This is a genomic window from Halomonas sp. C10-5, assembly GCF_057169305.1.
The window spans coordinates 94,102-115,601 of sequence record NZ_CP175665.1; the positions used below are offsets into that span (position 1 = coordinate 94,102).

Consider the following 21,500-nt stretch of genomic DNA (forward strand, 5'->3'; position numbering starts at 1 on the left):
CTGCCGGCTCCCGAACGCAAGCCGCCGCGTCGGAGAGACGCGGCGGCGGGGCTTTCAGTACTGCACCGGGGTGGCGGGATCAGGCCTCCTGGCCACCGTCGGAGTAGAGCACGCGCACCTTGAGGGTGTGCGTGACCTGGCGCAGGGCGTCCAGCGCCTGGGGGCCGTAGGCCTTGTCGACGTCGATCACCACGTAGCCGACCTTCTCGTTGGTCTGCAGGTACTGGCCGGCGATGTTGATGCCGTTCTCGGAGAGCACCCGGTTGATCTCGGAGAGCACCCCCGGCACGTTCTCGTGGATGTGCAGCAGGCGGTGCTTGCCCGGGTGGGACGGCAGTGCCACCTCGGGGAAGTTGACCGAGGTGACGGTGGTGCCGTTGTCGGAGTAGGTGGCCAGCTTCTCGGAGACCTCGATGCCGATGTTCTCCTGGGCCTCCAGGGTGGAGCCGCCGATGTGCGGAGTGAGAATGACGTTCTCCAGGCCGCGCAGCGGGCTCTCGAACTCCTCGTCGTTGCCCTTGGGCTCCACCGGGAAGACGTCCACCGCGGCGCCGTTGAGGCGCCCCTCGCGGATCGCCTCAGCCAGGGGCTCGATCACCACCACGCTGCCGCGGGAGGCATTGATCAGGATGGCGCCCGGCTTCATTCGCGCAATCTGCTCGGCGCCGATCATCCAGCGCGTCGACGGCAGATCGGGAACGTGCAGGCTGACCACGTCGGCCTTGCCGAGAAGCTCGTCGAGGCTGCCCACCTGGCGGGCGTTGCCCATGCCCAGCTTGGCGACCACGTCATAGTAGATGACGTCGAATCCCAGCGACTCGGCGAGCACCGAGAGCTGCGAGCCGATGCTGCCGTAGCCGACGATCCCCAGGGTCTTGCCGCGGGCCTCGTGGGAATTCTTGGCGCTCTTCAGCCAGCCGCCCTGGTGGGCGCGGGCGTTCTTCTCGGGGATGCCGCGCAGCAGCATGATCGCCTCGGCCAGCACCAGTTCGGCCACCGAGCGGGTGTTGGAGTAGGGGGCGTTGAATACCGGGATGCCGCGAACCAGGGCGGCGTCGAGGTCGACCTGATTGGTGCCGATGCAGAAGCAGCCCACGGCCACCAGCTTCTCGGCGGCATCGAAGACGCGCTCGTTGAGCTGGGTCCGCGAGCGGATGCCGATGAAGTGCACGTCGCGGATCTTCTCGATCAGCGCGGCCTCATCCAGCGAGGTGGGCAGGTGCTCGATGTTCGAGTACCCGGCGTTGCGAAGATTGTCCACCGCGGTCTGGTGGATGCCCTCGAGCAGCAGGATCTTGATCTTGCTCTTGTCCAGGGACGTCTTTGCCATGGTCGAATCAACCCCTTCCGGCGCGAGCCGCATGCAGTGTCAGAAACTGGTGAAGCCACCATCTTACCACAGCGGAAAATGAGCCAGGATGAAAATGCTGCGCTGCTCATATGAGCCAGATGCAAGTTTACGGCGCTACAGCGGCCAGCAGGCGGCGGGGCAGACGACCCCCCGGGGGGAGCGTGTATACTGTCGCCCCTTGGATGATCTCTTTCTGACTTTCGGGGCGGTTTAAAGGAGCAGCATGGCAGAGCGCAACGAGCGGTCCCGTGAGCCGCAGGCCGACGACACCGCGAGCGGTGACTTCGCCGCCACCGTCGAGCGGCTCGAGGGCCTGGTGGCACGACTGGAGTCCGGCGAGCTGTCGCTGGAGGACTCGCTTGCCGCCTTCGAGGAGGGAGTGAGGCTGACCCGTGATGCCCAGCTCCGCCTCGACGAGGCGGAACTCAAGGTGCGCACCCTGACCGAAGGCACCCAGGGCGGTATCGAGCTCGAGCCCTTCGTGCCGCCGTCGGAGGGCGATGGTGAACGCTGACACCCTGACCACCCTGCTGGCCGCCGATCGCGCGCGGGTGGATGCCCGCCTCGAGGCACTGTTTGTCGAGCGGGCCGCTCCCGCACCGCGCCTCGAGGCCGCCATGCGTCACGGCGTGCTGGTGGGGGGCAAGCGGTTGCGGCCCCTGCTGGTGTATGCCGCCGGCCGCGCCCTGGGGGCCGAGGACGCTACCCTCGACGCCCCGGCCATGGCCATCGAGCTGATCCACGCCTATTCGCTGGTCCACGATGACCTGCCGGCCATGGACGACGATGACCTGCGCCGCGGACAGCCCACCGTGCACCGCGCCTACGACGAGGCCACCGCGATACTGGCCGGCGATGCGCTGCAGTCGCTGGCCTTCGAGGTGATTGCCTGTGCCCGACACCCTCGCTTGGCGGCGATGATCGCCAGCCTCGCCGAGGCGGCGGGGCGCGACGGCATGGTGGCCGGCCAGGCGCTGGACCTCGATGCCGTGGGTGGCCACCCCGATGTCGTGGCCCTGGCCACCATGCACGCCCACAAGACCGGGGCGTTGATCCGTGCCGCGGTGCGCCTGGGCGGGCTGTCGGCAGTGGCCGAGGACGATGCCCGCCTGGCCGCCCTGGATGCCTATGCCCGGGCCATCGGCCTGGCCTTCCAGATCCACGACGACGTACTCGATGTGATCGGTGACACCGCCATCCTGGGCAAGGCCTCGGGGGCTGACGCCGCCCGCGACAAGCCCACCTATCCGACCCTGCTGGGTCTCGAGGGTGCCCGCTCCCGGGCGGCGGGGCTGGTCGAGGAGGCCGTTGCCGCCCTGGCGCCGCTGGGTGAACCCGCGCGGCCGCTGGCGGCGCTGGCCCGATACATGATCGAGCGTGACCACTGACACGACAGATGCCCACATGAAGCTGTTCGATGACATTCCCGTCGAGCGTCCGGCCACGCCGCTGCTCGACACCCTGGATACCCCGGCCGCGCTGCGCGCCATGTCCACTGTGCAGCTGGCGCAGGTGGCCGACGAGCTGCGCGCCTACCTGCTCTACAGCGTGGGGGTATCCGGAGGGCACTTCGGAGCCGGCCTCGGCGTCGTGGAGCTCACCGTGGCCCTGCACCAGGCGTTGGAGACCCCCCATGATCGCCTGGTGTGGGATGTCGGCCACCAGGCCTACCCCCACAAGATCCTCACCGGGCGCCGCGAGGAGATGCCCAATATCCGTCACCATGGCGGGCTGGCGGCCTTCCCGCGGCGTGCCGAGTCGGAGTACGACACCTTCGGCGTGGGCCACTCCAGCACCTCGATCTCGGCGGCGCTGGGCATGGCGCTGGCCGCCCGCACCCGAGGCGAGCAGCGGCGTGTCTGTGCGGTGATCGGCGATGGTGCCCTGACCGCCGGGATGGCCTTCGAGGCCCTGGCCCATGCCGGTCACGTCGACGCCAACCTGCTGGTGGTGCTCAACGACAACGAGATGTCGATCTCCGAGAATGTCGGCGGCATGGCCAGCTACCTGGCGCGCATCCTGACCAGCAAGCCCTATACCACCATGCGCGAGAGCGGCAAGAAGGTGCTCTCCCACCTGCCCGGGGCGTTGGAGCTGGCCCGACGCACCGAGGAGCACATGAAGGGCATGGTCAGCCCGGCCACCCTGTTCGAGGAGATGGGCTTCAACTACATCGGCCCCATCGACGGTCATGACCTGCCGCTGCTGGTACAGACCCTGCGCAACATGCGTGACCTGGAGGGTCCGCAGTTCCTCCACGTCAAGACCTGCAAGGGCAAGGGCTTCCTGCCCGCCGAGGCCGACCCCATCGGCTACCATGCCATCACCAAGCTGGAGAAGAACGGCGCTCCGCCGCCGCTCAAGCCGGCCACGCCTGCGCCGCCGAAGAAGAAGTACTGCAATGTCTTCGGCGACTGGCTGTGCGACATGGCCGCCGCCGATGAACGGCTGATCGGCATCACGCCGGCGATGCGCGAGGGCTCCGACCTGGTGCGCTTCTCCCAGCAGTATCCCGAGCGCTACTTCGATGTGGCCATCGCCGAGCAGCATGCGGTGACCCTGGCCGCGGGCATGGCCTGCGAGGCCATGAAGCCGGTAGTGGCGATCTACTCCACCTTCCTGCAGCGCGGCTACGACCAGCTGATCCACGACGTGGCGGTGCAGGACCTCGATGTCACCTTCGCCATCGACCGTGCCGGCCTGGTGGGCGAGGACGGCCCCACCCACCACGGCAACCTCGACCTCTCCTACCTGCGCTGCGTGCCCGGCTTGGTGGTGCTGGCGCCGGCCGACGAGGCGGAGTGCCGCGCCATGCTCAGCGCCGCCTACCACCACCCCGGCCCCGCCGCGGTGCGCTATCCGCGGGGCAGCGGGCCGGGTGTCGAGATTCCCGCCCACCTGGAGCCGGCCCCCATCGGGCGGGCGCAGGTGCGTCGCGAGAGCGGCGCCGAGGCAGGGCGGCGCGTCGTCCTGCTCGCCTTCGGCAGCCTCAACACCCCGGCCGCCGAGGTGGCGGAGCGGCTCGATGCCAGCCACCTCAACATGCGTTCGGTAAAGCCCCTGGATCGCGAGGCGGTGCTGGCCGCGACGGCCGACCACGACCTGCTGGTGACCCTGGAGGAGAACGTGGTGGCCGGGGGGGCCGGCAGCGCGGTCAACGAGCTGCTGGCCGCCGAGGGCGTGCAGGTGGCGGTGCTCAACCTGGGATTGCCCGATGCCTTCGTCGAGCACGGCAAGCCCGCCGAGCTGCTCGCCGAGTGCGGCCTGGACGCGGACGGCATCGAGGCCGCCATCCGTCGTCGCCTGGCGGGTGCTGACGCTGCCGCGATAGAGGAGACTCGCTGATGTGGATCGTCGTCCTGATCGGCGCCGGCCTGGGGTTCATGATCGGCGGGCCCGTGGGAGCGCTGGTCGGTGGCGGGCTCGGTTACTGGCTCGTCAAGCGCCTGCGCCGGAGCCTGCTGGGCAAGCTGGCCGCCTCCCAGGCGCAATTCCTCGAATCGACCTTCGCGGTCATGGGTTGCCTGTGCAAGGCCGATGGCCAGGTCACCGAGGATGAGCTGGACGCCTCGCGCGTGCTGTGGGACCGCCTGCGCCTCAACGAGGCCCAGCGCGCCCGGGCCAGGGCCGACTTCAACCGCGGCAAGGCGTCGGACTTCGACCTGGACGCGGAGCTTGCCAGGCTGCGCCCGCTGCTGGGCCCGCAGCCCGCCCTGCGCCAGGTCTTCCTGCAGGTACAGTTGGCGGCGATCGCCGCCGACGGCCAGCTGCATCCCGCCGAGCGTGAGATGCTGATGCGGGTGGTGCGCGGGCTGGGCTGCTCCGAGGCGGAGATCGCCCAGGTCGAGGCCATGCTGCACGGTGGCGGAGAGCAGGCCGGGGGTGGTGTGGCCAGCGGCCCCTCCCTGGCTGATGCCTACCGGGTGCTGGGGGTCGAGGAGGACGCCAGCGATGTCGAGATCAAGAAGGCCTATCGGCGCCTGATGAGCCAGAACCACCCCGACAAGCTCGCCGCCAAGGGGCTGCCCGAGAGCATGCGCGAGGTCGCCCGCGAGCGCACCAGCGAGATCGGCAACGCCTACGAGCGCATCCGCAAGGCGCGTGATACCTGACCCGGGGCAGCCAGCCTCGGGCTCAGGCCGCGAAGGGCAGCACGGCGCTGTAGACGGCGAAGTAGTGGAGGATGCTGCCGCCCAGCACGAACAGGTGCCAGATGACGTGGTTGAAGGGAATCGCGCGCACGGCATAGAAGAGCACGCCGAGGGTGTAGGTGAGGCCGCCGGCCACCAGCAGGGTAAGCCCCGCGGACGACAGCCGCTCGACCATCTCGCCGCCGGCGAAGAGGATCAGCCAGCCCATCAGCAGGTAGATGCCGACGCGTAACGCCGCGAAGCGGTGGGACCAGGCCAGCTTGCAGGCGATACCCACCAGCGCCAGTCCCCAGACGGTGACGAACAGCACCCAGCCGGTGGGGCCGCGCAGGTTGACCAGCAGGAAGGGTGTGTAGGTACCGGCGATCAGCAGGTAGATCGCGCAGTGATCCAGCAGCTGGAACAGCCGCTTGCGGCGCGAATCGCGCACGCCGTGGTAGAGCGTCGAGGCGGTATAGAGCAGCACCAGGCTGGTGCCGTAGAGGCCCACCCCGGCCAGCTTCCAGGGATCGAGGTGGGGCGCCAGGCTGGCCATCACCAGCAGTACCGTGACCCCGGCCAGGCTCAGCAGCACACCGATTCCGTGGCTGATGCTGTGCAGCCACTCCTCGGTGGCACTGAAGCTTTCTCTGTCGCGGGATGGCTGGGTCATCGGGTCTCTCCCCTGTCCAGGAGCCTCCCCGATCGAGGGATGGGGGCTCCCGTCCTCAGGGCTTGCGCTCGTTATCCACATCGTCGGCCTGGGTGAAATCGCCCAGCACCATCATGTGGCCGAGCTTGCCGGCCTTGGTAGAAAGATAGTGCTCATTGTGGGGATTGAGACCGGTGGTCAGCGGTACGCGTTCCACGACATTGACGCCTGCCTGGGTCAGGGCGTCGACCTTGCGCGGGTTATTGGTCATCAGGCGCAGCCCCGCGATGCCCAGGTGCTCGAGCATCGGCACGCAGAGGTCGTAGCGGCGAAGGTCGGCGGCGAAGCCCAGCTGCTCGTTAGCCTCCACGGTATCGGCGCCTTGGTCCTGGAGGTGGTAGGCGCGGATCTTGTTGAGCAGCCCGATGCCGCGCCCCTCCTGGCGCAGGTAGAGAAGCACCCCGCGGCCCTCCTCGGCGATACGCTTGAGAGCCTCCTGGAGCTGATAGCCGCAGTCGCAGCGCATCGAGAAGAGCGCATCGCCGGTCAGGCACTCCGAGTGCACCCGTCCCAGTACCGGCTCGCCGTCGGCCACGTCGCCCAAGGTCAGGGCGATATGGTCCTTGCCGGTGGCCTCGTCCTCGAAGCCGTGCATGGTGAAGGTGGCCCAGGGGGTGGGCAGACGGGAGGCGGCGATAAAGCGAATCGTCACGGGTTACCTCGGTATCAGGCCGCGGGCGGCGCCGCAGGAGTGGGCGGTATTCTATCAGGAAGGCCGGCGAGGCTCACGACCGGGACGCAAGCATCGGGTACAATGGCGGACACATTTCCCGTGGATGACCGCCTGCATGGAACTCAAGAACGATCGCTTTCTGCGCGCCCTGGCGCGTCAGCCGGTGGACCGCACCCCGGTCTGGATGATGCGCCAGGCCGGACGCTACCTGCCGGAGTATCGCGCCACCCGCGCCGTGGCCGGCAACTTCATGGACCTGTGTCGCAATCAGGATCTCGCCTGCGAGGTGACCCTGCAGCCCCTGGAGCGCTATCCGCTGGATGCGGCGATCCTGTTCTCGGATATCCTCACCATCCCCGATGCCATGGGGCTGGGGCTCTACTTCGAGACCGGCGAGGGGCCCAAGTTCCGCAAGCCGGTGCGCACGGCCGAGGAGGTGGCGGCGCTGAGTGCTCCCGATGCCGAGCGCGACCTCGACTACGTGATGCGCGCGGTCTCGACTATCCGCCGCGAACTGAACGGACGCGTGCCGCTGATCGGCTTCTCCGGCAGCCCCTGGACGCTGGCGACCTACATGGTCGAGGGCAGCTCCAGCAAGGACTTCCGGCATATCAAGACCATGCTCTACGACACGCCCAGCGTGATGCATGACCTGCTCGACACCCTGGCCACGGCGGTGACCGACTACCTGAATGCCCAGATCCGCGCCGGCGCCCAGGCGGTGCAGATCTTCGACACCTGGGGTGGCGCCCTCTCCACGCCGGCCTACCTGGAGTTCTCGCTGCGCTACATGGAGCAGATCGTCGCCGGCCTGATCCGCGAGCACGAGGGGCGCCGTGTGCCGGTGATCCTGTTCACCAAGAACGGCGGCCAGTGGCTCGAGGACATCGCCCTGGCGGGTTCCGACGCCGTGGGCCTGGACTGGAGCACCGAGTTGTCCGATGCTCGCGCCCGGGTGGGTCACAAGGTGGCGCTGCAGGGCAACCTCGACCCCAACGTGCTGTTCGCCCGCCCGGCGGCGATTCGCGCCGAGGTGGCGCGCATCCTGGAGAGCTATGGCGAGGGCCCCGGTCACGTCTTCAACCTGGGGCACGGTATCAGCCAGTTCACCGACCCCGATCACGTCACCGCCTTCATGGAGGCGCTGCATGACCTGAGCCCCGCCTACCACCGCAGCATCCCTCATGGCTGAAGTGCCCTGGCGCGAGGGCCTTCGTCGCCTGCACGACCGGCGCCGCCTGTGGGCGGCGCTGGCCGTTGTGGCGGCCCTGGTCATCGCCCTGGGCAGTCTGACCCCGGGTGACGAGATGCCCAGCCAGCTGCCCTGGGACAAGCTCAATCACTTCGTCGGCTATGCCGGCCTCGGCGGCCTGATCGGCCTGGCCGGAGTCCGCCTGCCGCTGGCCTTCCTGCTCGCGGCGGGCTACGGCGGCATGGTCGAGTTCGCCCAGATTCCGGTGCCGGGGCGCAGTGGCGGTGACTGGGCCGATATCCTGGCCAACGGCCTCGGCGCCGGCTCTGCCGTGCTGCTGCTGGCAGGCCTGCGTCGGCTTATGCGGATCACCCGGCCCGGTTGAAGAGGCTCTCGGCGACCGGAGCGGGTTGCTAGAGGCGCGGCTCCCCGGCCCTCGGTTCGGCATGGGAGGCGCCGGCGAGGTCCAGGGAGGGCTCGCGGCCGCCGCGGGAGCGCAGCGGCTCGGCGGGACGGGTCACCCGGGCGCTGCCTACCGCCTCACCCTCGGTGGACAGGGGGCGGGCCTCGCTGGTCCAGGCGGCCTGGGGGTCATGCACCGCCGGACGGCGCTCCCAGGAGCGGGTGATCACCGGCCCGGCGCCCAGCTGGCTGGCCAGGTGGTGGGGCAGCAGCCACAGCTCGGCCATCAGGCGCAGCAGCATGGCGGCCAGCAGCCACAGGCCACCGCCCAGCGCCAGGCTGGGCCAGGCCTCCTGCCAGGTGGCGGCCGCCAGCCACGGCGTGCGCGGGGCGAGCCATAGTGCCGCACCCGCCGCGAGGCCGACCTGCAGCAGCAGGTGGCAGGTGAGCAGGGTGCCGCGTGACAGCGGGCGGCGGGGAAACAGTAACTGACGCATCGGGGTCCTCCCGGGGGCACATCGTGGAGATGAGACGCGCCGACATCCCTGCCGGCCAGCTGGGATGCTACCCCAGATCAAGCTTCCCTGCAGTTGTCGCCGATCGACGTCGGTGGCGGGTTGACCCGCGTCAAGGCACTTGCCATGGTTGATCCAGAAGCGGCCGGCGCATCGCCGGCCGCCGTACCACCGGTATCGAGGAGTGGCTATGACAACCTATATCGTGGTGGCGGATGCGGCGCGGGCGCGGATCTTCACCCGCGACGCACTCAAGCTGGTCGAACAGGATAGCCTGGTGCATTCGGCGAGTCGGCTGCACGAGGGCGACCTGGTGACGGATCGCGGTTCCGACGTGCATGAGTCGACATCGAACAGCTCGCGCTCCTCCGGTGGCGAGAGCACGGCGCGGACCCATGAGGAGCAGGTGTTCGCCAAGGAGGTGACCGATCGTCTCTATCAGGCCCGCATCGACAACAGCATGGAGAAGCTGATCCTGGTCGCCCCGGCCCGCTTCCTCGGCCAGCTGCGCGACAAGCTCGACGGCCCCACCGCGAAGCTGGTGATCCACTCCCTGACCAAGGACCTCACCAAGGCGAGTCTTGAGGAGATCCAGGAGGCGGTCAGCGATATGCGCTGACAGTTCGGCCTTCGCGACTGGCATCGGGCCCGGCACTGCCGGGCCCGATGCCGTTCGGAGCCAGCCTCGTGCCACATCGTCAGGGCACCGGCGGCAGGTCGATCTGGTCGCTGCGGGTCACGCCCTCGGTCATCTGCCGGCACAGCTTGAGGAACTCGCGCATGCCGGTGGCGAGGTACTTGTGGCGGTGCCAGATGAAGGTGAACTGACGGCTCAGGTCCAGTTCCGGGGTGGCGATGGGCACCAGGCTGCCGCGGCGGAAGGCGTCACGCAGCGCCAGGCGCGAGACGCAGCCGATGCCCAGCCCCGACTCCACCGCACGCTTGATGCCCTCGGTGTGCTCCAGTTCCAGCAGCACGTTGAAGCGCCCGCGGCGATGGCGGGCCGCCTGCTCCAGGGTCAGGCGTGTGCCCGAGCCCTCCTCGCGCATGATCCAGGCTTCACGCAGCAGCCGTCCCAGCTCCACCTCGCCGGCCCCGGCCAGGGGGTGGCGGGGCGAACAGAACACCACCAGCTCGTCCTCCACCCAGGGTTGGGTGACCACGTCCTCCTCTTCGCACTGCCCCTCGATCAATCCCAGGTCCAGCCGATGGTGGCGCACACTGTCGATGATGGTGCGCGTATTGCGTACCGCCAGGCGTACCCGGCTGCCGGGGTAGCGCTGCATGAAGTCGCTGATCAGCAGGGTGGCCAGATAGTTGCCGATGGTCAGGGTGGCGCCGACGTCGAGCACCCCGATGCCCTGCTGGCCGTGGAGCAGCTCCTCCACCTCCTCGGCGCGGTCGAGCAGTGCCACCGCCTTGGGCAGCAGCTGGAAGCCCAGGGCATTGAGGCGCAGCCGCTTGCCGTGGCGGTCCAGCAGCTGGCAGTCGAACTGGCGCTCCAGCTCGGCGAGGGCGCTGCTGGCGGCGGACTGGGAGAGTGCCAGGGCGCGAGCCGCCCGCGATACGCTCTCGTGCTGGGCCACCGCGACGAAGACCTCCAGCTGGCGCAGGGTGAAGCGCATGAGGGCAAACTCCGATGACGTATATCAAGGTTATGGATAAAGGTTATCCATACAATCCATTTAACAGATAACGTCTCCTGGCTTAGAATTCAATGCAAATCTTGGAATCGCTTTTATTCTTTTTAGGCATATAAAGCCTTCGACCGCATAGAGGAGCCGGCATGAGCAAGTTTGCCCTTGAAGAGGTGCTCAGCGTCCACCACTGGAACGATACCCTGTTCAGTTTCCGCACCACCCGCGAGCGCAGCCTGCGCTTCAAGAACGGCCAGTTCGTGATGATCGGCCTCGAGGTGAACGGCAAGCCGCTGATGCGCGCCTACTCCATCGCCAGCCCCAACTACGAGGATCACCTGGAGTTCTTCAGCATCAAGGTGCCCGATGGCCCCCTGACCTCGCGGCTGCAGCACCTCCAGGTCGGTGACCAGATCATGGTCAGCCGCAAGCCCACCGGCACCCTGGTCACCGACGACCTGCTGCCGGGGCGCAACCTCTACCTGCTCTCCACCGGCACGGGCCTGGCGCCCTTCATGAGCCTGATCCAGGACCCCGAGGTCTACGAACGCTTCGAGAAGGTAGTGCTGGTGCATGGCGTGCGTAACGTCAGCGAGCTGGCCTATGCCGACTTCATCCAGACGGAGCTGCCGGCCCACGAGTACCTGGGCGAGGAGATCAGCGAGAAGCTCGTCTACTACCCCACCGTGACCCGTGAGGAGTTCCACACCATGGGCCGCCTGACCGACCATATCCGCAGCGGCAAGCTTGCCGAGGACACCGGCCTGCCGGCTCCGGACCCCAAGCAGGATCGCGCCATGATCTGCGGCAGCCCGGCGATGCTGGAGAGCACCAGCGAACTGCTCGACGAACTGGGCTTCAAGATCTCGCCGCGCATGGGCGAGCCCGGCGACTACGTGATCGAGCGGGCGTTCGTCGAGAAATAAGCGCCGAGCTGCAAGCGCCGAGCCGCCAAGCGGTTCGGTGGGGGCGGCAGGTAGCAAGGCAGAAACGCGAACCCCCACCGGGCTGACCGCCGGGTGGGGGTTCTTGCGACTGGTCGCCTGGGCTTGACCTTGCTTGGCCGCTTGGCCGCTTAGACGGCGTCTTTTCCCGTTTCCCCGGTGCGAATGCGGATCACCTGCTCCAGCGGGGTGACGAAGATCTTGCCGTCGCCGATCTTGCCGGTGTTGGCCACGCTGGTAATGGCATCAATCACCTTCTCGGCCATCTCGTCGTCCACGGCGACCTCGAGCTTCACCTTGGGCAGGAAGTCCACCACGTACTCGGCGCCACGGTAGAGCTCGGTGTGGCCCTTCTGACGGCCGAAGCCCTTCACCTCGGTCACGGTGATGCCCTGAACGCCGATCTCCGAGAGGGATTCCCTCACGTCGTCGAGCTTGAAGGGCTTGATGATGGCGGTCACCAGTTTCATGGTCGGTTCCTCGTGATGCGTGGGCGGGCGTGCCGCCGCCGATAGGGCGGATGACCTACAGGATACACCCCGCCGGCGGGGAAGAAAAAAGGCCCCCTTACGGGGGCCAAGTGGAGCACGCCAGCTCACTCGTTACGCGTTGCCTTCATTTCTTGGCGACGCTGAACTCGGGGTAGGCCTCCATGCCGCATTCGGTCAGGTCGACGCCCTCGTACTCCTCCTCCTCGCTGACGCGGACGCCCATCACCGCCTTGAGGATGCCCCACACGATCAGGCTGGCCAGGAAGACCCAGGCGAAGATGCCGACGATGCCGAGCAGCTGGGCGCCGAAGGTAGCGTCGCCGTTGGTCAGCGGCACCGCCAGCAGGCCCCAGATGCCGACCACGCCATGCACCGAGATGGCACCCACCGGGTCATCGATCTTCAGCTTGTCCAGGCCGACGATGGCGGCCACCACGATGGCCCCGCCCACGGCGCCGATCAGCGCCGCGCCGGGGGCGGAGGGAGAGAGCGGGTCGGCGGTGATCGCCACCAGGCCGGCCAGGGCACCGTTGAGGGTCATGGTCAGGTCGGCCTTGCGGAACCACAGCTTGGCGAGGATCAGGGCGGCGATCACCCCGCCGGCCGCCGCGGCGTTGGTGTTGGTCAGCACCTGGGCGACGTTGTTGGCGGAGGCGATATCGGAGACCTTGAGCTCGGACCCGCCGTTGAAGCCGAACCAGCCCATCCACAGGATGAAGGTGCCCAGGGTAGCCAGCGGCAGGTTGGCGCCGGGGATGGCGTAGATGCTGCCGTCCCTGCCGTACTTGCCCTTGCGTGGGCCGAGGACCAGCACGCCGGCGAGTGCCGCGGCCGCACCGGCCATGTGCACGATGCCGGAGCCGGCGTAGTCGGAGAAGCCGGCCTCGGAGAGCCAGCCGCCGCCCCAGGTCCAGTAGCCTGACACCGGGTAGATCAGGCCGGTCATCACCACGGCGAAGGCGAGGAAGGCCCACAGCTTCATGCGCTCGGCCACGGCGCCGGAGACGATCGACATGGCGGTGGCCACGAACACCACCTGGAAGAAGTAGTCGGCACGCATGGAGTAGTAGGGGGCGTCATCGCCGCCGGCCAGCACGGCATCCACGCCGTTCTCGCTGCCCAGCAGCGCGCCCAGGTTGGGCAGGATGCCACCGCCGGGGCTGGAGTACATGATGGCGTAGCCCACCAGCAGGTACATCGTGCAGGCGATGGCGAACAGGGCGATGTTCTTGGTGAGGATCTCGGCGGTGTTCTTGGCGCGCACCAGGCCGGCCTCGAGCATGGCGAAGCCGGCGGCCATCCACATCACCAGCACGCCGCAGATCAGGAAGTAGAAGGTATCGAGCGCATAGCTCAGTTCGGTCAGTTCACTCATGGGACTTTCTCCAGGCAGGTAGGCAGCAGACGACTCCAGGCGGGAAGGGGCGATCACACGGCATCGGCGCCGCGCTCCCCGGTGCGGATACGGATCACGTCCTCGAGGGCCGTGACGAACACCTTGCCGTCGCCGATCTTGCCGCTGCCGGCGGCGGCGCAGATGGCGTCGAGCACGCTCTCCAGGCGGCCGTCGTCAACGGCGACCTCGACCTTGACCTTGGGCAGGAAGTCGACGACGTACTCGGCGCCGCGGTAGAGCTCGGTGTGGCCCTTCTGGCGACCGAAGCCCTTCACCTCGGTCACGGTGATGCCCTGGACGCCGTTGTCGGCCAGCGCCTCGCGGACGTCGTCGAGCTTGAAGGGCTTGATGATGGCGGTGATCAGCTTCATGTCCTGTCTCCTCGTGGGGATGGGAGGCGACCCGATGGGGCAGCTGACCTGCACAATGCGTACGGCGTGCCAGTGAGGAGAAAACTCTTTTTATATCTGAGCTTTGAACCACCTTTGCTGGGTGGGGGTGGCGGCTGCGTCGGCTTGCTGCCAGGCCCCATGCACTCCGATGGTGCCTGTGCTGGCCCCTGTGCCCTGCAAGAGAGCATGCGTCCCATGGGCACCACGCGTATCCTGTAGGCCGTCATCCCCAACCAGGAGAAGCGTCATGGTGACCCACGATAGAATCGGTCGGCTGGCCCAGCAGATCGGCGAGCGCCTGCAGGGCGCCTCCCAGGCCCCCGAAGAGGTGCAAAAGGGTATCCAGCAGGTGGTAAGGGGAGCCTTCGACCGTCTCGAACTGGTCTCCCGCGAGGACTTCGACATCCTGATGGACGTGCTGCAGCGCACCCGGTCACGGGTCGAGGCTCTGGAGAAGCAGGTCGCCTCCCTGGAGGCGCTGGTGGAAGCCCAGACCGGCGGCACCGCCGCAGCGGCCGAGGGCGCCGATGCCCCGGCGGCGAGCGACCCGAGCGGTGAAGGCAAGCGCGACGAGCACAAGGACGACGACGCCGCCTCCTGAGGTCGCGTCGGGCGGCCCGCCGCGCTCTGGACTAGCCTGAGAGCAGTCCATCCGCGAGGGAGCGCCCATGACGCTGGCGATCGTGCATACCCGGGCCGGGCTCGGCCTGGAGGCACCCGAGGTGCAGGTGGAGGTGCACCTCTCCAATGGCCTGCCCAGCATGACGCTGGTCGGGCTGCCGGAGACGGCGGTCAAGGAGAGCCGTGAGCGGGTGCGCAGTGCCCTGGTCAACGCCGGCTTCGAGTACCCGCTGCGGCGCATCACCCTCAACCTGGCACCCGCCGACCTGCCCAAGGAGGGTGGCCGCTTCGACCTGCCCATCGCCCTGGGGCTGCTGCTCGCCTCGGGGCAGCTGCCCCCTGGCTGCCTCGAGAGTACCGAGAGCGTCGGTGAGCTGGCGCTGGATGGTACCCTGCGCCCGGTGGAGGGCGTGCTGCCGCTGGCCCTGGCCGCGCGGCGCGCCGGGCGGCAACTGATCGTGCCCCGGGCCAATGCCGACGAGGCGGCCCTGGCCGGCGAGCTCGAGGTGCTGCCCGCCGATCACCTGCTGGAAGTGGTCGCCCACCTGCTGGGCCAGGCCCCCATCGCTCCCCATCGTCTGACACGCCCGCCCGCGGCCACCCAGCCGCTGCCCGATCTCGCCGAGGTGCGTGGCCAGTTCCAGGCCCGCCGTGCCCTGGAGGTTGCCGCCGCGGGTGCCCACAACCTGCTCAAGTCATGCTTTTGAAGACCCGCAATAAAATCAGTAGGTTGTGCCCATCCCTAGGTTATGGTCCTTCCTGTCTGTCTCAATCTCTTCCTTTCCTATTGGTTGGCTGGTGAGGATGAGCCATGCTGGCGCTGGGTTAGATGATGAAGGAGGAGTAAGCAAGTTGTGGACATGGCTACAGTGGCTGCTCGTCCAAGGAACCAATATCAGGAGTGGCATAGTGAACTGTAAGAGTCTGGGAGCATTCGTTATAGCTGCACTGGCAACAGCGCCAGCAATGGCACAAGACTACTTGGAAGATGCGGAAAAATCCCTTGAGCACCGAGAGCAGGTGCTAAAGGCATACGAAGAAAAATGCCGCTCGATTTATCATCAAACATGGTATGTATTTAAATTTAGGTTTGATGTTGAAGGGACAGAGGAAGAGGCAAGAGAGCTGTTCTTGAGTGAGAACTATGTGGATGGCTCAGTAATGGATAGTAAGGGTCTGGAAAATTTGGTAAATACAGCATACGTTAATTTGGCTGATATCCAACCAAACACGGCTTCCAGTGACTGGCTGTCTAGGGAGGTCGCATTGAACTCTTATGCTATTTGTATGGGCTTAATAGATTCGTGACATCTTGATGGGTCCTAATTTAGCCAAGCAGGCTAGCTAGAAGGATAGCAGTGAGGGCAAGGGATAGCCCTCCTGCCTCCCAGATCGCCATGTGCGCCTCACTGAGCCGTGTTCTTGATCGCCATGGCCCGTGAGGCACCTTTAGCCGTTTCAGCGCTCAGGAAGCCTGTACGGGCGTTCTAGGCGATTCGGACTTTCCGCCCACTATAGAAGCGATGATGACTCAGGGGCTGCCCCTAGATCATTGGAGCGATGCCAGCCCTACTTCCTACCTCCGGTAGACAGTACGGGAAGTCCTAGGATTTCTAGGACGTCACAGGAATACCAGGACGTCATGGGGGGTAGGGGGGCTTTTGTTTTATTAGCTAATACTTAATATGCCTATTGAGCCTAGCATCATTACCCTTTTCCTTCCTTGGAAAAGGGATGTCCTGTAACGTCCTAGTATTCCTAGTATTGCTGCTTTGGTAGAACCAAAGGTAAGAAAGGGGCTAGAGTGTCGAAGGTAGTCCTCTCCTTCTGGTTGATCCTAGTCGTGTCAGTCATTGAAGAAAGTTCCAGAACAGAAGGAGATTCAGTATGCCCGTACAAGACCTTAGAACAGGCGACCTTACCCAGAACAATTCTTACCAGTCCACAGCTACAGCATTCCCGTATACCAAGGTAGCTGTAGCCGACCTAGGTAATGCCAGTCATCCCATCAATCAGGCTTACCTGTCTGGCAAGCAAGACGGTGCCGGTGTCGTCGGTGACGACTACGCCTTGTACATCGCTTCAGGCTCTGCAAGTACAGATGCCTGGGTCTTAGCTGGTGGTGACGGTACAGGTGATATCGCTCCGGCCTAGCAGCCCTCAGAATTTCTCAGCCCTGCCTTTGCAGTCGAGCCCTTGGCTCTGCATCGGTGGGGCTATTTTTCGTCTAGATGATAATAATTACCATCATGTGGAAATGCCCTGTCCCGGCGCTGTGCGTCCGTATCTGACGTTCTGAGCGCCAGCAGTACAGTACGTCAGGTTAAGTCCAGATCGCCCAGCAGTGAGCCTGTAAAGCCTGCTCTAGCCCTATCAGGGATCAGGTGCCCTGTCTGGTGCCTCAGGAGCGCGGCTCTCCTTGAAAAGTACAGAACTAGCAGGGGCATAGCCCTGTGGATTTCACGTACAGGCACGTACAGGCGGGCTTGCTGGCGCTGTCCTGGGCTTTGCTGGCGCATACAAGTATCGAGCCTCTGGCTCTTGATGAGAGCTGTTATCAACAACTGCCTTGCAGTCCTGGGCCTCTCAGATCGCCTTGTCTGGCGATATCAGGCGATGCAGGGCATAGCAGTACGGTACGTCAGGTCACGGCCAGATCGCCCAGAATAGGGCAGAATAGGCAGTAAACGGGCAGGCTCTCAGCGCCAGCAAGGGGCAACTCATGTCAGATGCAAAATCCTGCAAGGAATCCTGTGCAGCTATCTCGGTTTTCGAGAGCCCCGTACTTCCCCCTTGCCCTAGTCTCGGAGAAAGCAAAGGGAGGGGTATAGGCTGGGTTTTGCTCTCTCGCATCTGTCCTAGCCAGCCCAACCCTGGTATCACTTACTGGCCTTGTACCTAATGGCAGTCTCTCCGCCTTGCTTCCAGTGGAATACTAGGCTCTCGGATCGAAAGTCTACGACTACCTTGGAGAAGCATTCCCGCATCTTGGTGTTAACCAATGTCTTGTCTTCTGGATGCTCAAGCACAGCAGCCTTAAGGGTCTCCGCACGTCGCCTAGCCAGCTCAGTGCCTAGCATGTTTCGCTGCTGGTACAGCTCGGAAAGCCTATCCTTTATTTCATCTAGCTCGATCCTTCTTTGAGAAAGTCTCTCCTGCAAAAAGGGAATGCCTTTGGCGTTCGGTGGCAACTGCCCTTGCTCGATTGTCTCTAGCATCCTATCAATGCTTTTCTCCTTTAGCTTTAGCTCTAGCTTTGTGTCTTCTATCTGCATGTCTAGCGAGTCGTCACCAGAAGGGCAGGCATCGACAAGCCTGTTTATCTTGCTGTGAATCACGGGCTCTACGCGGTCATATCGAACAGCGTTGTACTTGCATCCAGCGCCCTGCCTGGCTCTCTGGCAGGCAAGGTATACCCAGCCCTTCGCTACGTTCTTGGATACCCTAGCCATCGTGCTACCGCACAGCGGGCAGGTAGATAGACCACCTAGTATGTTCTGTACTTGGCTCTTGGAGTGCCTGCCTCTTCTCGGTGCCTTGCTGGCTTGCAAGGCTTGGAAATGCTCGAAGGTATCCTTGTCGATGACAGCAGGATAATAGCCCTCAATAGGATCACAGGCTTCCCTGTCAGTCTTCCTCTCTGGCCTGCTGGTGAAGGGCGTCAAGGTGCCATAGGTGGCAGGGTTATTCAGTATCTTGTTCACGTAGCTAGGGTGCCAATGCTTGCCACGACCGAAGACAGGGACTCCCTCAGAGTTCAGGTGCTCACAGATAGATTTCTTGCCTACTCCATCTAGTGCCATCTCGAAGATTCTACGGACTACCTCGCCACGCTCAGGGATGACATCAAAGGATACGCCATCGCTAGCAGGCTTGAGCCATTGAGGGGCACGGGAAGTAAGGCGGACAGGCTGGCCAGATGCGATCTTCTTCCGCTTCTCTTGCCAGACTGAGCGAAGACGGTAAGCTTTGGTTGCCGACTCTTCATGCGCACGCTGGAAGGTGAGGATAGCAAGAATGAAAGATATTGAGTCTCTTTCAAGGCTTTCGGCATTGTAAGACTTGCCATCGAACAGGGTGACTATTGTTATGCCCATATCGCAGATATCACCCAATACACGCGATGCCTTCCATGCAGACTGCCGGGAAATCCTGTCTAGAGATTCAACCAGCAGGTACGAGCCCGGCTCAATGCTTCCGTCTTCAACAGCTCGAAGGAACATGCGTAGCTCGCCCGTCTCTTTGTTCCGGCCTTGGTATGCAGACAGCCCGAAGTCATCGAAGCTGTGTTCATCCAGCTCCAGCCCGTGCCGCTCTGCGTACTCCTTGGCTAGCTGTGTCTGCCTCCTGAAGCTGTCGCCCTGCATCTGCTCAGGGGTGGAGAAGCGTAAGTAGCTGTATGCCCTTGGTTTCTTCTGTTCAGTCATGCCTGTGGCTCTCCCTTCCCTTGCACCTTTAGGATGCCGCTAGCATAGGCATAGGCCTTCAAAGACACAACCTGCTCTTCGCGGGTCCGCCGGGCACCGGCAAGACCATGCTGGCCAGCCGCCTGCCGGGCATCCTGCCGCCGCTGACCGACGAGGAGGCCCTGGAGGTGGCGGCGGTGCGCTCGGTGAGCGGGTTGCCGCTGCGCGCCGAGTGGGGGCGACGCCCCTTCCGTGCCCCGCACCATACCGCCAGCGCCGTGGCCCTGGTGGGTGGTGGCGCGCGGCCGCGCCCCGGGGAAATCTCCCTGGCCCACCATGGCGTGCTGTTCCTCGACGAGCTGCCGGAGTTTCCGCGTCATGTGCTGGAGGTAATGCGCGAGCCCATGGAGTCTGGGCGCATCCATATCGCCCGGGCCAGCCACGAGCGCCGCTATCCGGCGCGCTTCCAGCTGGTGGCGGCGATGAATCCCTGTCCCTGTGGCCATCTGGGTGACCCCCGGCAGGCCTGCCACTGCACCGCGGCGCAGATCCAGCGCTACCAGGCGCGCCTCTCCGGGCCGTTGCTCGACCGCATCGACCTGCAGGTGGAGGTGCCGGCACTCCCCCCGGAGCAGCTTACCGCCAACCAGCCCGGCGAGGACTCCGCCACGGTGCGCAAGCGGGTGCTGGCAGCCCGCGAGCGCCAGCTGGCGCGGGGTGCGTTGAACGCTCACCTAGCTGGGCGCGAGCTGGAGGCGGCCTGCGGCCTCTCGGCGGCCGACCGCGCCTGGCTGGCGGCGGTGCTGGAGCGGCTCAAGCTATCGGCGCGGGCCTATCATCGTGTGCTGCGGGTGGCACTGACCCTGGCCGATCTCGCCGGCGTCTCGCGCCCCGAGCGCGATCAGCTGATCGAGGCGGTGGGCTACCGCCAGCTCGATCGACTGCTCAAGGGGTGAGGCAGACTACAGTGCCGTGGCGTCCAGGGCGCCCTGCAGGCTCTGCTCCCAGCGCGCTGCCTCCTCGCCGGGGCGGCGCAGGGTCAGCGTCAGGCGGTAGGGCAGCAGTTGCCGGTCGGAGAGGGTGAGGGGCGGGCCGTCGGCCATCAGGCGGCTCTCAAGGCGCCACTGGTTATCGCCGCTGTCGGACATGGCGGTGTTCCAGTCGAGGACCTGGGGGCCATCTCTGACTGCCAGCAGGGCGCGTACCAGGCTCTCGTTGAAGCGCTCATTCTCGATGTCGAGGCCGGCGTTGACCTCGGGGCGAGCCAGCAGCAGCACCTGGTCGCTCGGCGGTTGCGGCAGCTCAGGCGCGCTCATCACCAGGGCGGCGGCGCGTTCGCCCAGGTTGAACAGCGCCTGGCGGATGCTGCTGTCGGGGCGCTCGGGGGTGCCGGCGCAGCCGGCAAGCAGGGTCAGAGCCAGCAGGCTGACCAGGCGGGTGGGCAGGATCGTCATGATGGCGTGCTCTCCACTGCGGCGTCGGGCGCCAGGGCATCGATAAAGCGGTCCAGGCTCTCGAACAGCGTCTGGCGGATGGGCTCCGCCTCGTTGACCAGGTGGTGCCGGGCCTCGGGATGCAGATGCACCTCGGCATTGGGAAACTTCTCCTTGAGTACCTCCAGGTTCCACTCCCAGTCCACGGTCAGGTCCTGCTCGCCCTGCAGGATCAGGGTCGGCACCGGGTTGGGGGGCAGTGCCAGCAGCCGCGGCATCCAGCGACGCATGGCGCTGACCCAGTCCACCGCCACGCGGTCGGCCTGCAGCGGGTCCTGGTCGCGCAGGAAGGCGGCGAATTCGGCGTCGGTGGAGTTGTCGCGAAACTTGCGCGGAATGGAGCGCACGAAGGGCCCCACCAGCAGGTGCAGCCAACTCGACTGGCGCCAACCCCAGGGCCTCACCAGCGGCGCCAGCAGGGCCAGGCCGGCCCAGCTGCCGTCCGCGCCGCGGGTCAGGGCGTCGGTGGCGAGTATCGCCGCGCCGGTACTCTGGCCGATGCCCAGCCAGGGGTGCGGGGCCAGACCCTCCGCTTCCAGGTGGTCCTGCAGGGCGTGCAGGCAGCCACCATAGTCGTCGAAGTCGGCAATGGAGGCGCGCTGGCCGCTGGAGAGCCCGTGGCCGGGCAGGTCCCACAGTACCACGCGCCAGCCGCGCTCCAGCAGGCGCTCCAGCAGGTGGCGATAGAGCCCCAGGTGGTCGAAGTAGCCGTGCACCACGAAGGCGGTGCCGATGGGCTCGGCAGGGCTCCACACCGAGGCCCACAGGCGGAAGTCGCCGGCGTCCAGGAAGCCCAGGTGCAGCCCTACATGCTCGGCGAGCAGGGGCGCGAGGCCGTAGTGGCCCAGATAGCGTTCCAGGTGGTCGCCGCCGGGCAACTCCTCGGCCGGGTCGATCCAGCGGAAGGGGCCGAGTGCCTGCAGGGGGGTGAAATCGCTCATCGCATTCTCCACGGTGCTCCACCATGCTAGCGGCAAGCAGGAGGCGGCACCATGCTTGTCGGACGGGCTGGCCTCGCTGCCTTATCTTTTGGTCGAGTCCCTGGGGAGGCAAGGCCAATCCGGCTTTACATATGGAACGGTTTTCCACAAAATCGAAGCTACGCAGTCACCCAACCCTGTTGATGGCAGTTCGGTGTGCACCCG

Annotated in this window: 22 protein-coding genes and 2 pseudogenes; 13 read left to right on the forward strand and 11 right to left on the reverse strand. The window is 65.6% G+C overall.

The genetic code is table 11. The features are described 5' to 3' along the window. Nucleotides 1-79 precede the first annotated feature (79 nt). Nucleotides 80-1,330 (reverse strand): phosphoglycerate dehydrogenase, encoded by a 1,251-nt coding sequence (gene serA, locus ACJ7IV_RS00445; protein WP_213311748.1) that lies wholly within the window; start codon nucleotides 1,328-1,330, stop codon nucleotides 80-82. Between the two features lie 244 nt (nucleotides 1,331-1,574). On the opposite strand from serA, the gene xseB reads away from it, so the two are divergent. From xseB to djlA, 4 genes are read left to right on the forward strand one after another with little or no spacing between them, the layout of a single operon-like run. After that, nucleotides 1,575-1,865, forward strand: a complete 291-nt coding sequence (gene xseB, locus ACJ7IV_RS00450) for an exodeoxyribonuclease VII small subunit (protein ID WP_483865313.1) — start codon at nucleotides 1,575-1,577, stop codon at nucleotides 1,863-1,865. Then, nucleotides 1,852-2,739 carry a (2E,6E)-farnesyl diphosphate synthase gene (gene ispA, locus ACJ7IV_RS00455; RefSeq protein WP_483865314.1) on the forward strand — a complete coding sequence of 296 codons (888 nt, stop codon included), beginning with the start codon at nucleotides 1,852-1,854 and terminating at the stop codon, nucleotides 2,737-2,739. Before xseB ends, ispA begins: the two co-directional genes overlap by 14 nt. Nucleotides 2,740-2,755: 16 nt before the next feature. Then, a complete protein-coding gene (gene dxs / locus ACJ7IV_RS00460) occupies nucleotides 2,756-4,696 on the forward strand; it encodes a 1-deoxy-D-xylulose-5-phosphate synthase (RefSeq protein WP_483865315.1) in 1,941 nt (646 codons plus the stop codon). Next, a complete protein-coding gene (djlA, locus tag ACJ7IV_RS00465; protein ID WP_483865316.1) occupies nucleotides 4,696-5,463 on the forward strand; it encodes a co-chaperone DjlA in 768 nt (255 codons plus the stop codon). The genes dxs and djlA overlap by 1 nt, the downstream gene beginning before the upstream one ends. A 22-nt stretch (nucleotides 5,464-5,485) precedes the next feature. Here djlA and trhA read toward each other — a convergent pair whose 3' ends face one another. Continuing rightward, nucleotides 5,486-6,154, reverse strand: coding sequence for a PAQR family membrane homeostasis protein TrhA (trhA, locus tag ACJ7IV_RS00470; RefSeq protein ID WP_483865317.1), 669 nt, complete (start codon nucleotides 6,152-6,154; stop codon nucleotides 5,486-5,488). Between the two features lie 55 nt (nucleotides 6,155-6,209). After that, the gene (gene ribA / locus ACJ7IV_RS00475; RefSeq protein WP_483865318.1) at nucleotides 6,210-6,845 is read right to left on the reverse strand and encodes a GTP cyclohydrolase II; all 636 of its coding nucleotides are present in this window, start codon (nucleotides 6,843-6,845) and stop codon (nucleotides 6,210-6,212) included. A 136-nt stretch (nucleotides 6,846-6,981) separates the two neighbouring features. Between ribA and hemE the strand changes: the two genes are divergently transcribed. Next, nucleotides 6,982-8,058, forward strand: a complete 1,077-nt coding sequence (hemE, locus tag ACJ7IV_RS00480) for a uroporphyrinogen decarboxylase (RefSeq protein ID WP_483865319.1) — start codon at nucleotides 6,982-6,984, stop codon at nucleotides 8,056-8,058. Beyond that, nucleotides 8,051-8,443, forward strand: a complete 393-nt coding sequence (locus ACJ7IV_RS00485; RefSeq protein ID WP_483865320.1) for a VanZ family protein — start codon at nucleotides 8,051-8,053, stop codon at nucleotides 8,441-8,443. The genes hemE and ACJ7IV_RS00485 overlap by 8 nt, the downstream gene beginning before the upstream one ends. Before the next feature lie 28 nt (nucleotides 8,444-8,471). Here the strand turns inward: ACJ7IV_RS00485 and ACJ7IV_RS00490 are convergent, their stop codons facing one another. Beyond that, entirely contained in the window at nucleotides 8,472-8,957 is a 486-nt protein-coding gene (locus ACJ7IV_RS00490) for a hypothetical protein (protein WP_483865321.1), read from the reverse strand. A gap of 208 nt (nucleotides 8,958-9,165) precedes the next feature. Here ACJ7IV_RS00490 and ACJ7IV_RS00495 point away from each other — a divergent pair, with 208 nt between their 5' ends. Then, complete coding sequence (locus ACJ7IV_RS00495; RefSeq protein WP_161431717.1) at nucleotides 9,166-9,594, forward strand: host attachment protein; 429 nt, start codon at nucleotides 9,166-9,168, stop codon at nucleotides 9,592-9,594. Between the two features lie 79 nt (nucleotides 9,595-9,673). Here ACJ7IV_RS00495 and ACJ7IV_RS00500 read toward each other — a convergent pair whose 3' ends face one another. Further along, complete coding sequence (locus ACJ7IV_RS00500) at nucleotides 9,674-10,600, reverse strand: LysR family transcriptional regulator (protein WP_483865322.1); 927 nt, start codon at nucleotides 10,598-10,600, stop codon at nucleotides 9,674-9,676. A gap of 161 nt (nucleotides 10,601-10,761) precedes the next feature. On the opposite strand from ACJ7IV_RS00500, the gene ACJ7IV_RS00505 reads away from it, so the two are divergent. Continuing rightward, on the forward strand, nucleotides 10,762-11,538 hold the full coding sequence (locus ACJ7IV_RS00505; protein WP_483865323.1) for a ferredoxin--NADP reductase: 777 nt from the start codon (nucleotides 10,762-10,764) through the stop codon (nucleotides 11,536-11,538). Nucleotides 11,539-11,687: 149 nt separating this feature from the next. On the opposite strand, the gene glnK is transcribed toward ACJ7IV_RS00505, so the two are convergent. The 3 genes from glnK to ACJ7IV_RS00520 all read right to left on the reverse strand — a co-directional run bounded on the left by glnK (nucleotide 11,688) and on the right by ACJ7IV_RS00520 (nucleotide 13,814). Next, complete coding sequence (glnK, locus tag ACJ7IV_RS00510) at nucleotides 11,688-12,026, reverse strand: P-II family nitrogen regulator (RefSeq protein ID WP_023004277.1); 339 nt, start codon at nucleotides 12,024-12,026, stop codon at nucleotides 11,688-11,690. 145 nt (nucleotides 12,027-12,171) lie between these two features. Further along, entirely contained in the window at nucleotides 12,172-13,422 is a 1,251-nt protein-coding gene (locus ACJ7IV_RS00515; protein WP_483865324.1) for an ammonium transporter, read from the reverse strand. Nucleotides 13,423-13,475: 53 nt separating this feature from the next. After that, nucleotides 13,476-13,814 (reverse strand): P-II family nitrogen regulator, encoded by a 339-nt coding sequence (locus ACJ7IV_RS00520; protein ID WP_213311763.1) that lies wholly within the window; start codon nucleotides 13,812-13,814, stop codon nucleotides 13,476-13,478. A 268-nt stretch (nucleotides 13,815-14,082) separates the two neighbouring features. On the opposite strand from ACJ7IV_RS00520, the gene ACJ7IV_RS00525 reads away from it, so the two are divergent. The 4 genes and pseudogenes from ACJ7IV_RS00525 (at nucleotide 14,083) to ACJ7IV_RS00540 (ending at nucleotide 16,610) form a co-directional block, all read left to right on the forward strand. Beyond that, nucleotides 14,083-14,436 (forward strand): accessory factor UbiK family protein, encoded by a 354-nt coding sequence (locus ACJ7IV_RS00525; RefSeq protein ID WP_483865325.1) that lies wholly within the window; start codon nucleotides 14,083-14,085, stop codon nucleotides 14,434-14,436. Nucleotides 14,437-14,503: 67 nt separating this feature from the next. After that, nucleotides 14,504-15,148 (forward strand): annotated as a pseudogene (locus tag ACJ7IV_RS00530) (magnesium chelatase domain-containing protein); the annotation flags it as partial. 217 nt (nucleotides 15,149-15,365) lie between these two features. After that, entirely contained in the window at nucleotides 15,366-15,764 is a 399-nt protein-coding gene (locus ACJ7IV_RS00535; protein ID WP_483865326.1) for a hypothetical protein, read from the forward strand. Nucleotides 15,765-16,343: 579 nt separating this feature from the next. Then, on the forward strand, nucleotides 16,344-16,610 hold the full coding sequence (locus tag ACJ7IV_RS00540) for a hypothetical protein (RefSeq protein ID WP_483865327.1): 267 nt from the start codon (nucleotides 16,344-16,346) through the stop codon (nucleotides 16,608-16,610). Nucleotides 16,611-17,335: 725 nt separating this feature from the next. Here the strand turns inward: ACJ7IV_RS00540 and ACJ7IV_RS00545 are convergent. Beyond that, complete coding sequence (locus ACJ7IV_RS00545) at nucleotides 17,336-18,883, reverse strand: recombinase family protein (RefSeq protein WP_483865328.1); 1,548 nt, start codon at nucleotides 18,881-18,883, stop codon at nucleotides 17,336-17,338. A gap of 65 nt (nucleotides 18,884-18,948) precedes the next feature. On the opposite strand from ACJ7IV_RS00545, the pseudogene ACJ7IV_RS00550 reads away from it, so the two are divergent. After that, nucleotides 18,949-19,818: pseudogene (locus ACJ7IV_RS00550) on the forward strand (YifB family Mg chelatase-like AAA ATPase); the annotation flags it as partial. A 6-nt stretch (nucleotides 19,819-19,824) separates the two neighbouring features. Here the strand turns inward: ACJ7IV_RS00550 and ACJ7IV_RS00555 are convergent. Both ACJ7IV_RS00555 and ACJ7IV_RS00560 read right to left on the reverse strand, forming a co-directional pair. Next, on the reverse strand, nucleotides 19,825-20,316 hold the full coding sequence (locus tag ACJ7IV_RS00555; RefSeq protein ID WP_483865329.1) for a hypothetical protein: 492 nt from the start codon (nucleotides 20,314-20,316) through the stop codon (nucleotides 19,825-19,827). Then, nucleotides 20,313-21,296 carry an alpha/beta hydrolase gene (locus ACJ7IV_RS00560; RefSeq protein WP_483865330.1) on the reverse strand — a complete coding sequence of 328 codons (984 nt, stop codon included), beginning with the start codon at nucleotides 21,294-21,296 and terminating at the stop codon, nucleotides 20,313-20,315. Before ACJ7IV_RS00560 ends, ACJ7IV_RS00555 begins: the two co-directional genes overlap by 4 nt. Nucleotides 21,297-21,500 lie beyond the last annotated feature (204 nt).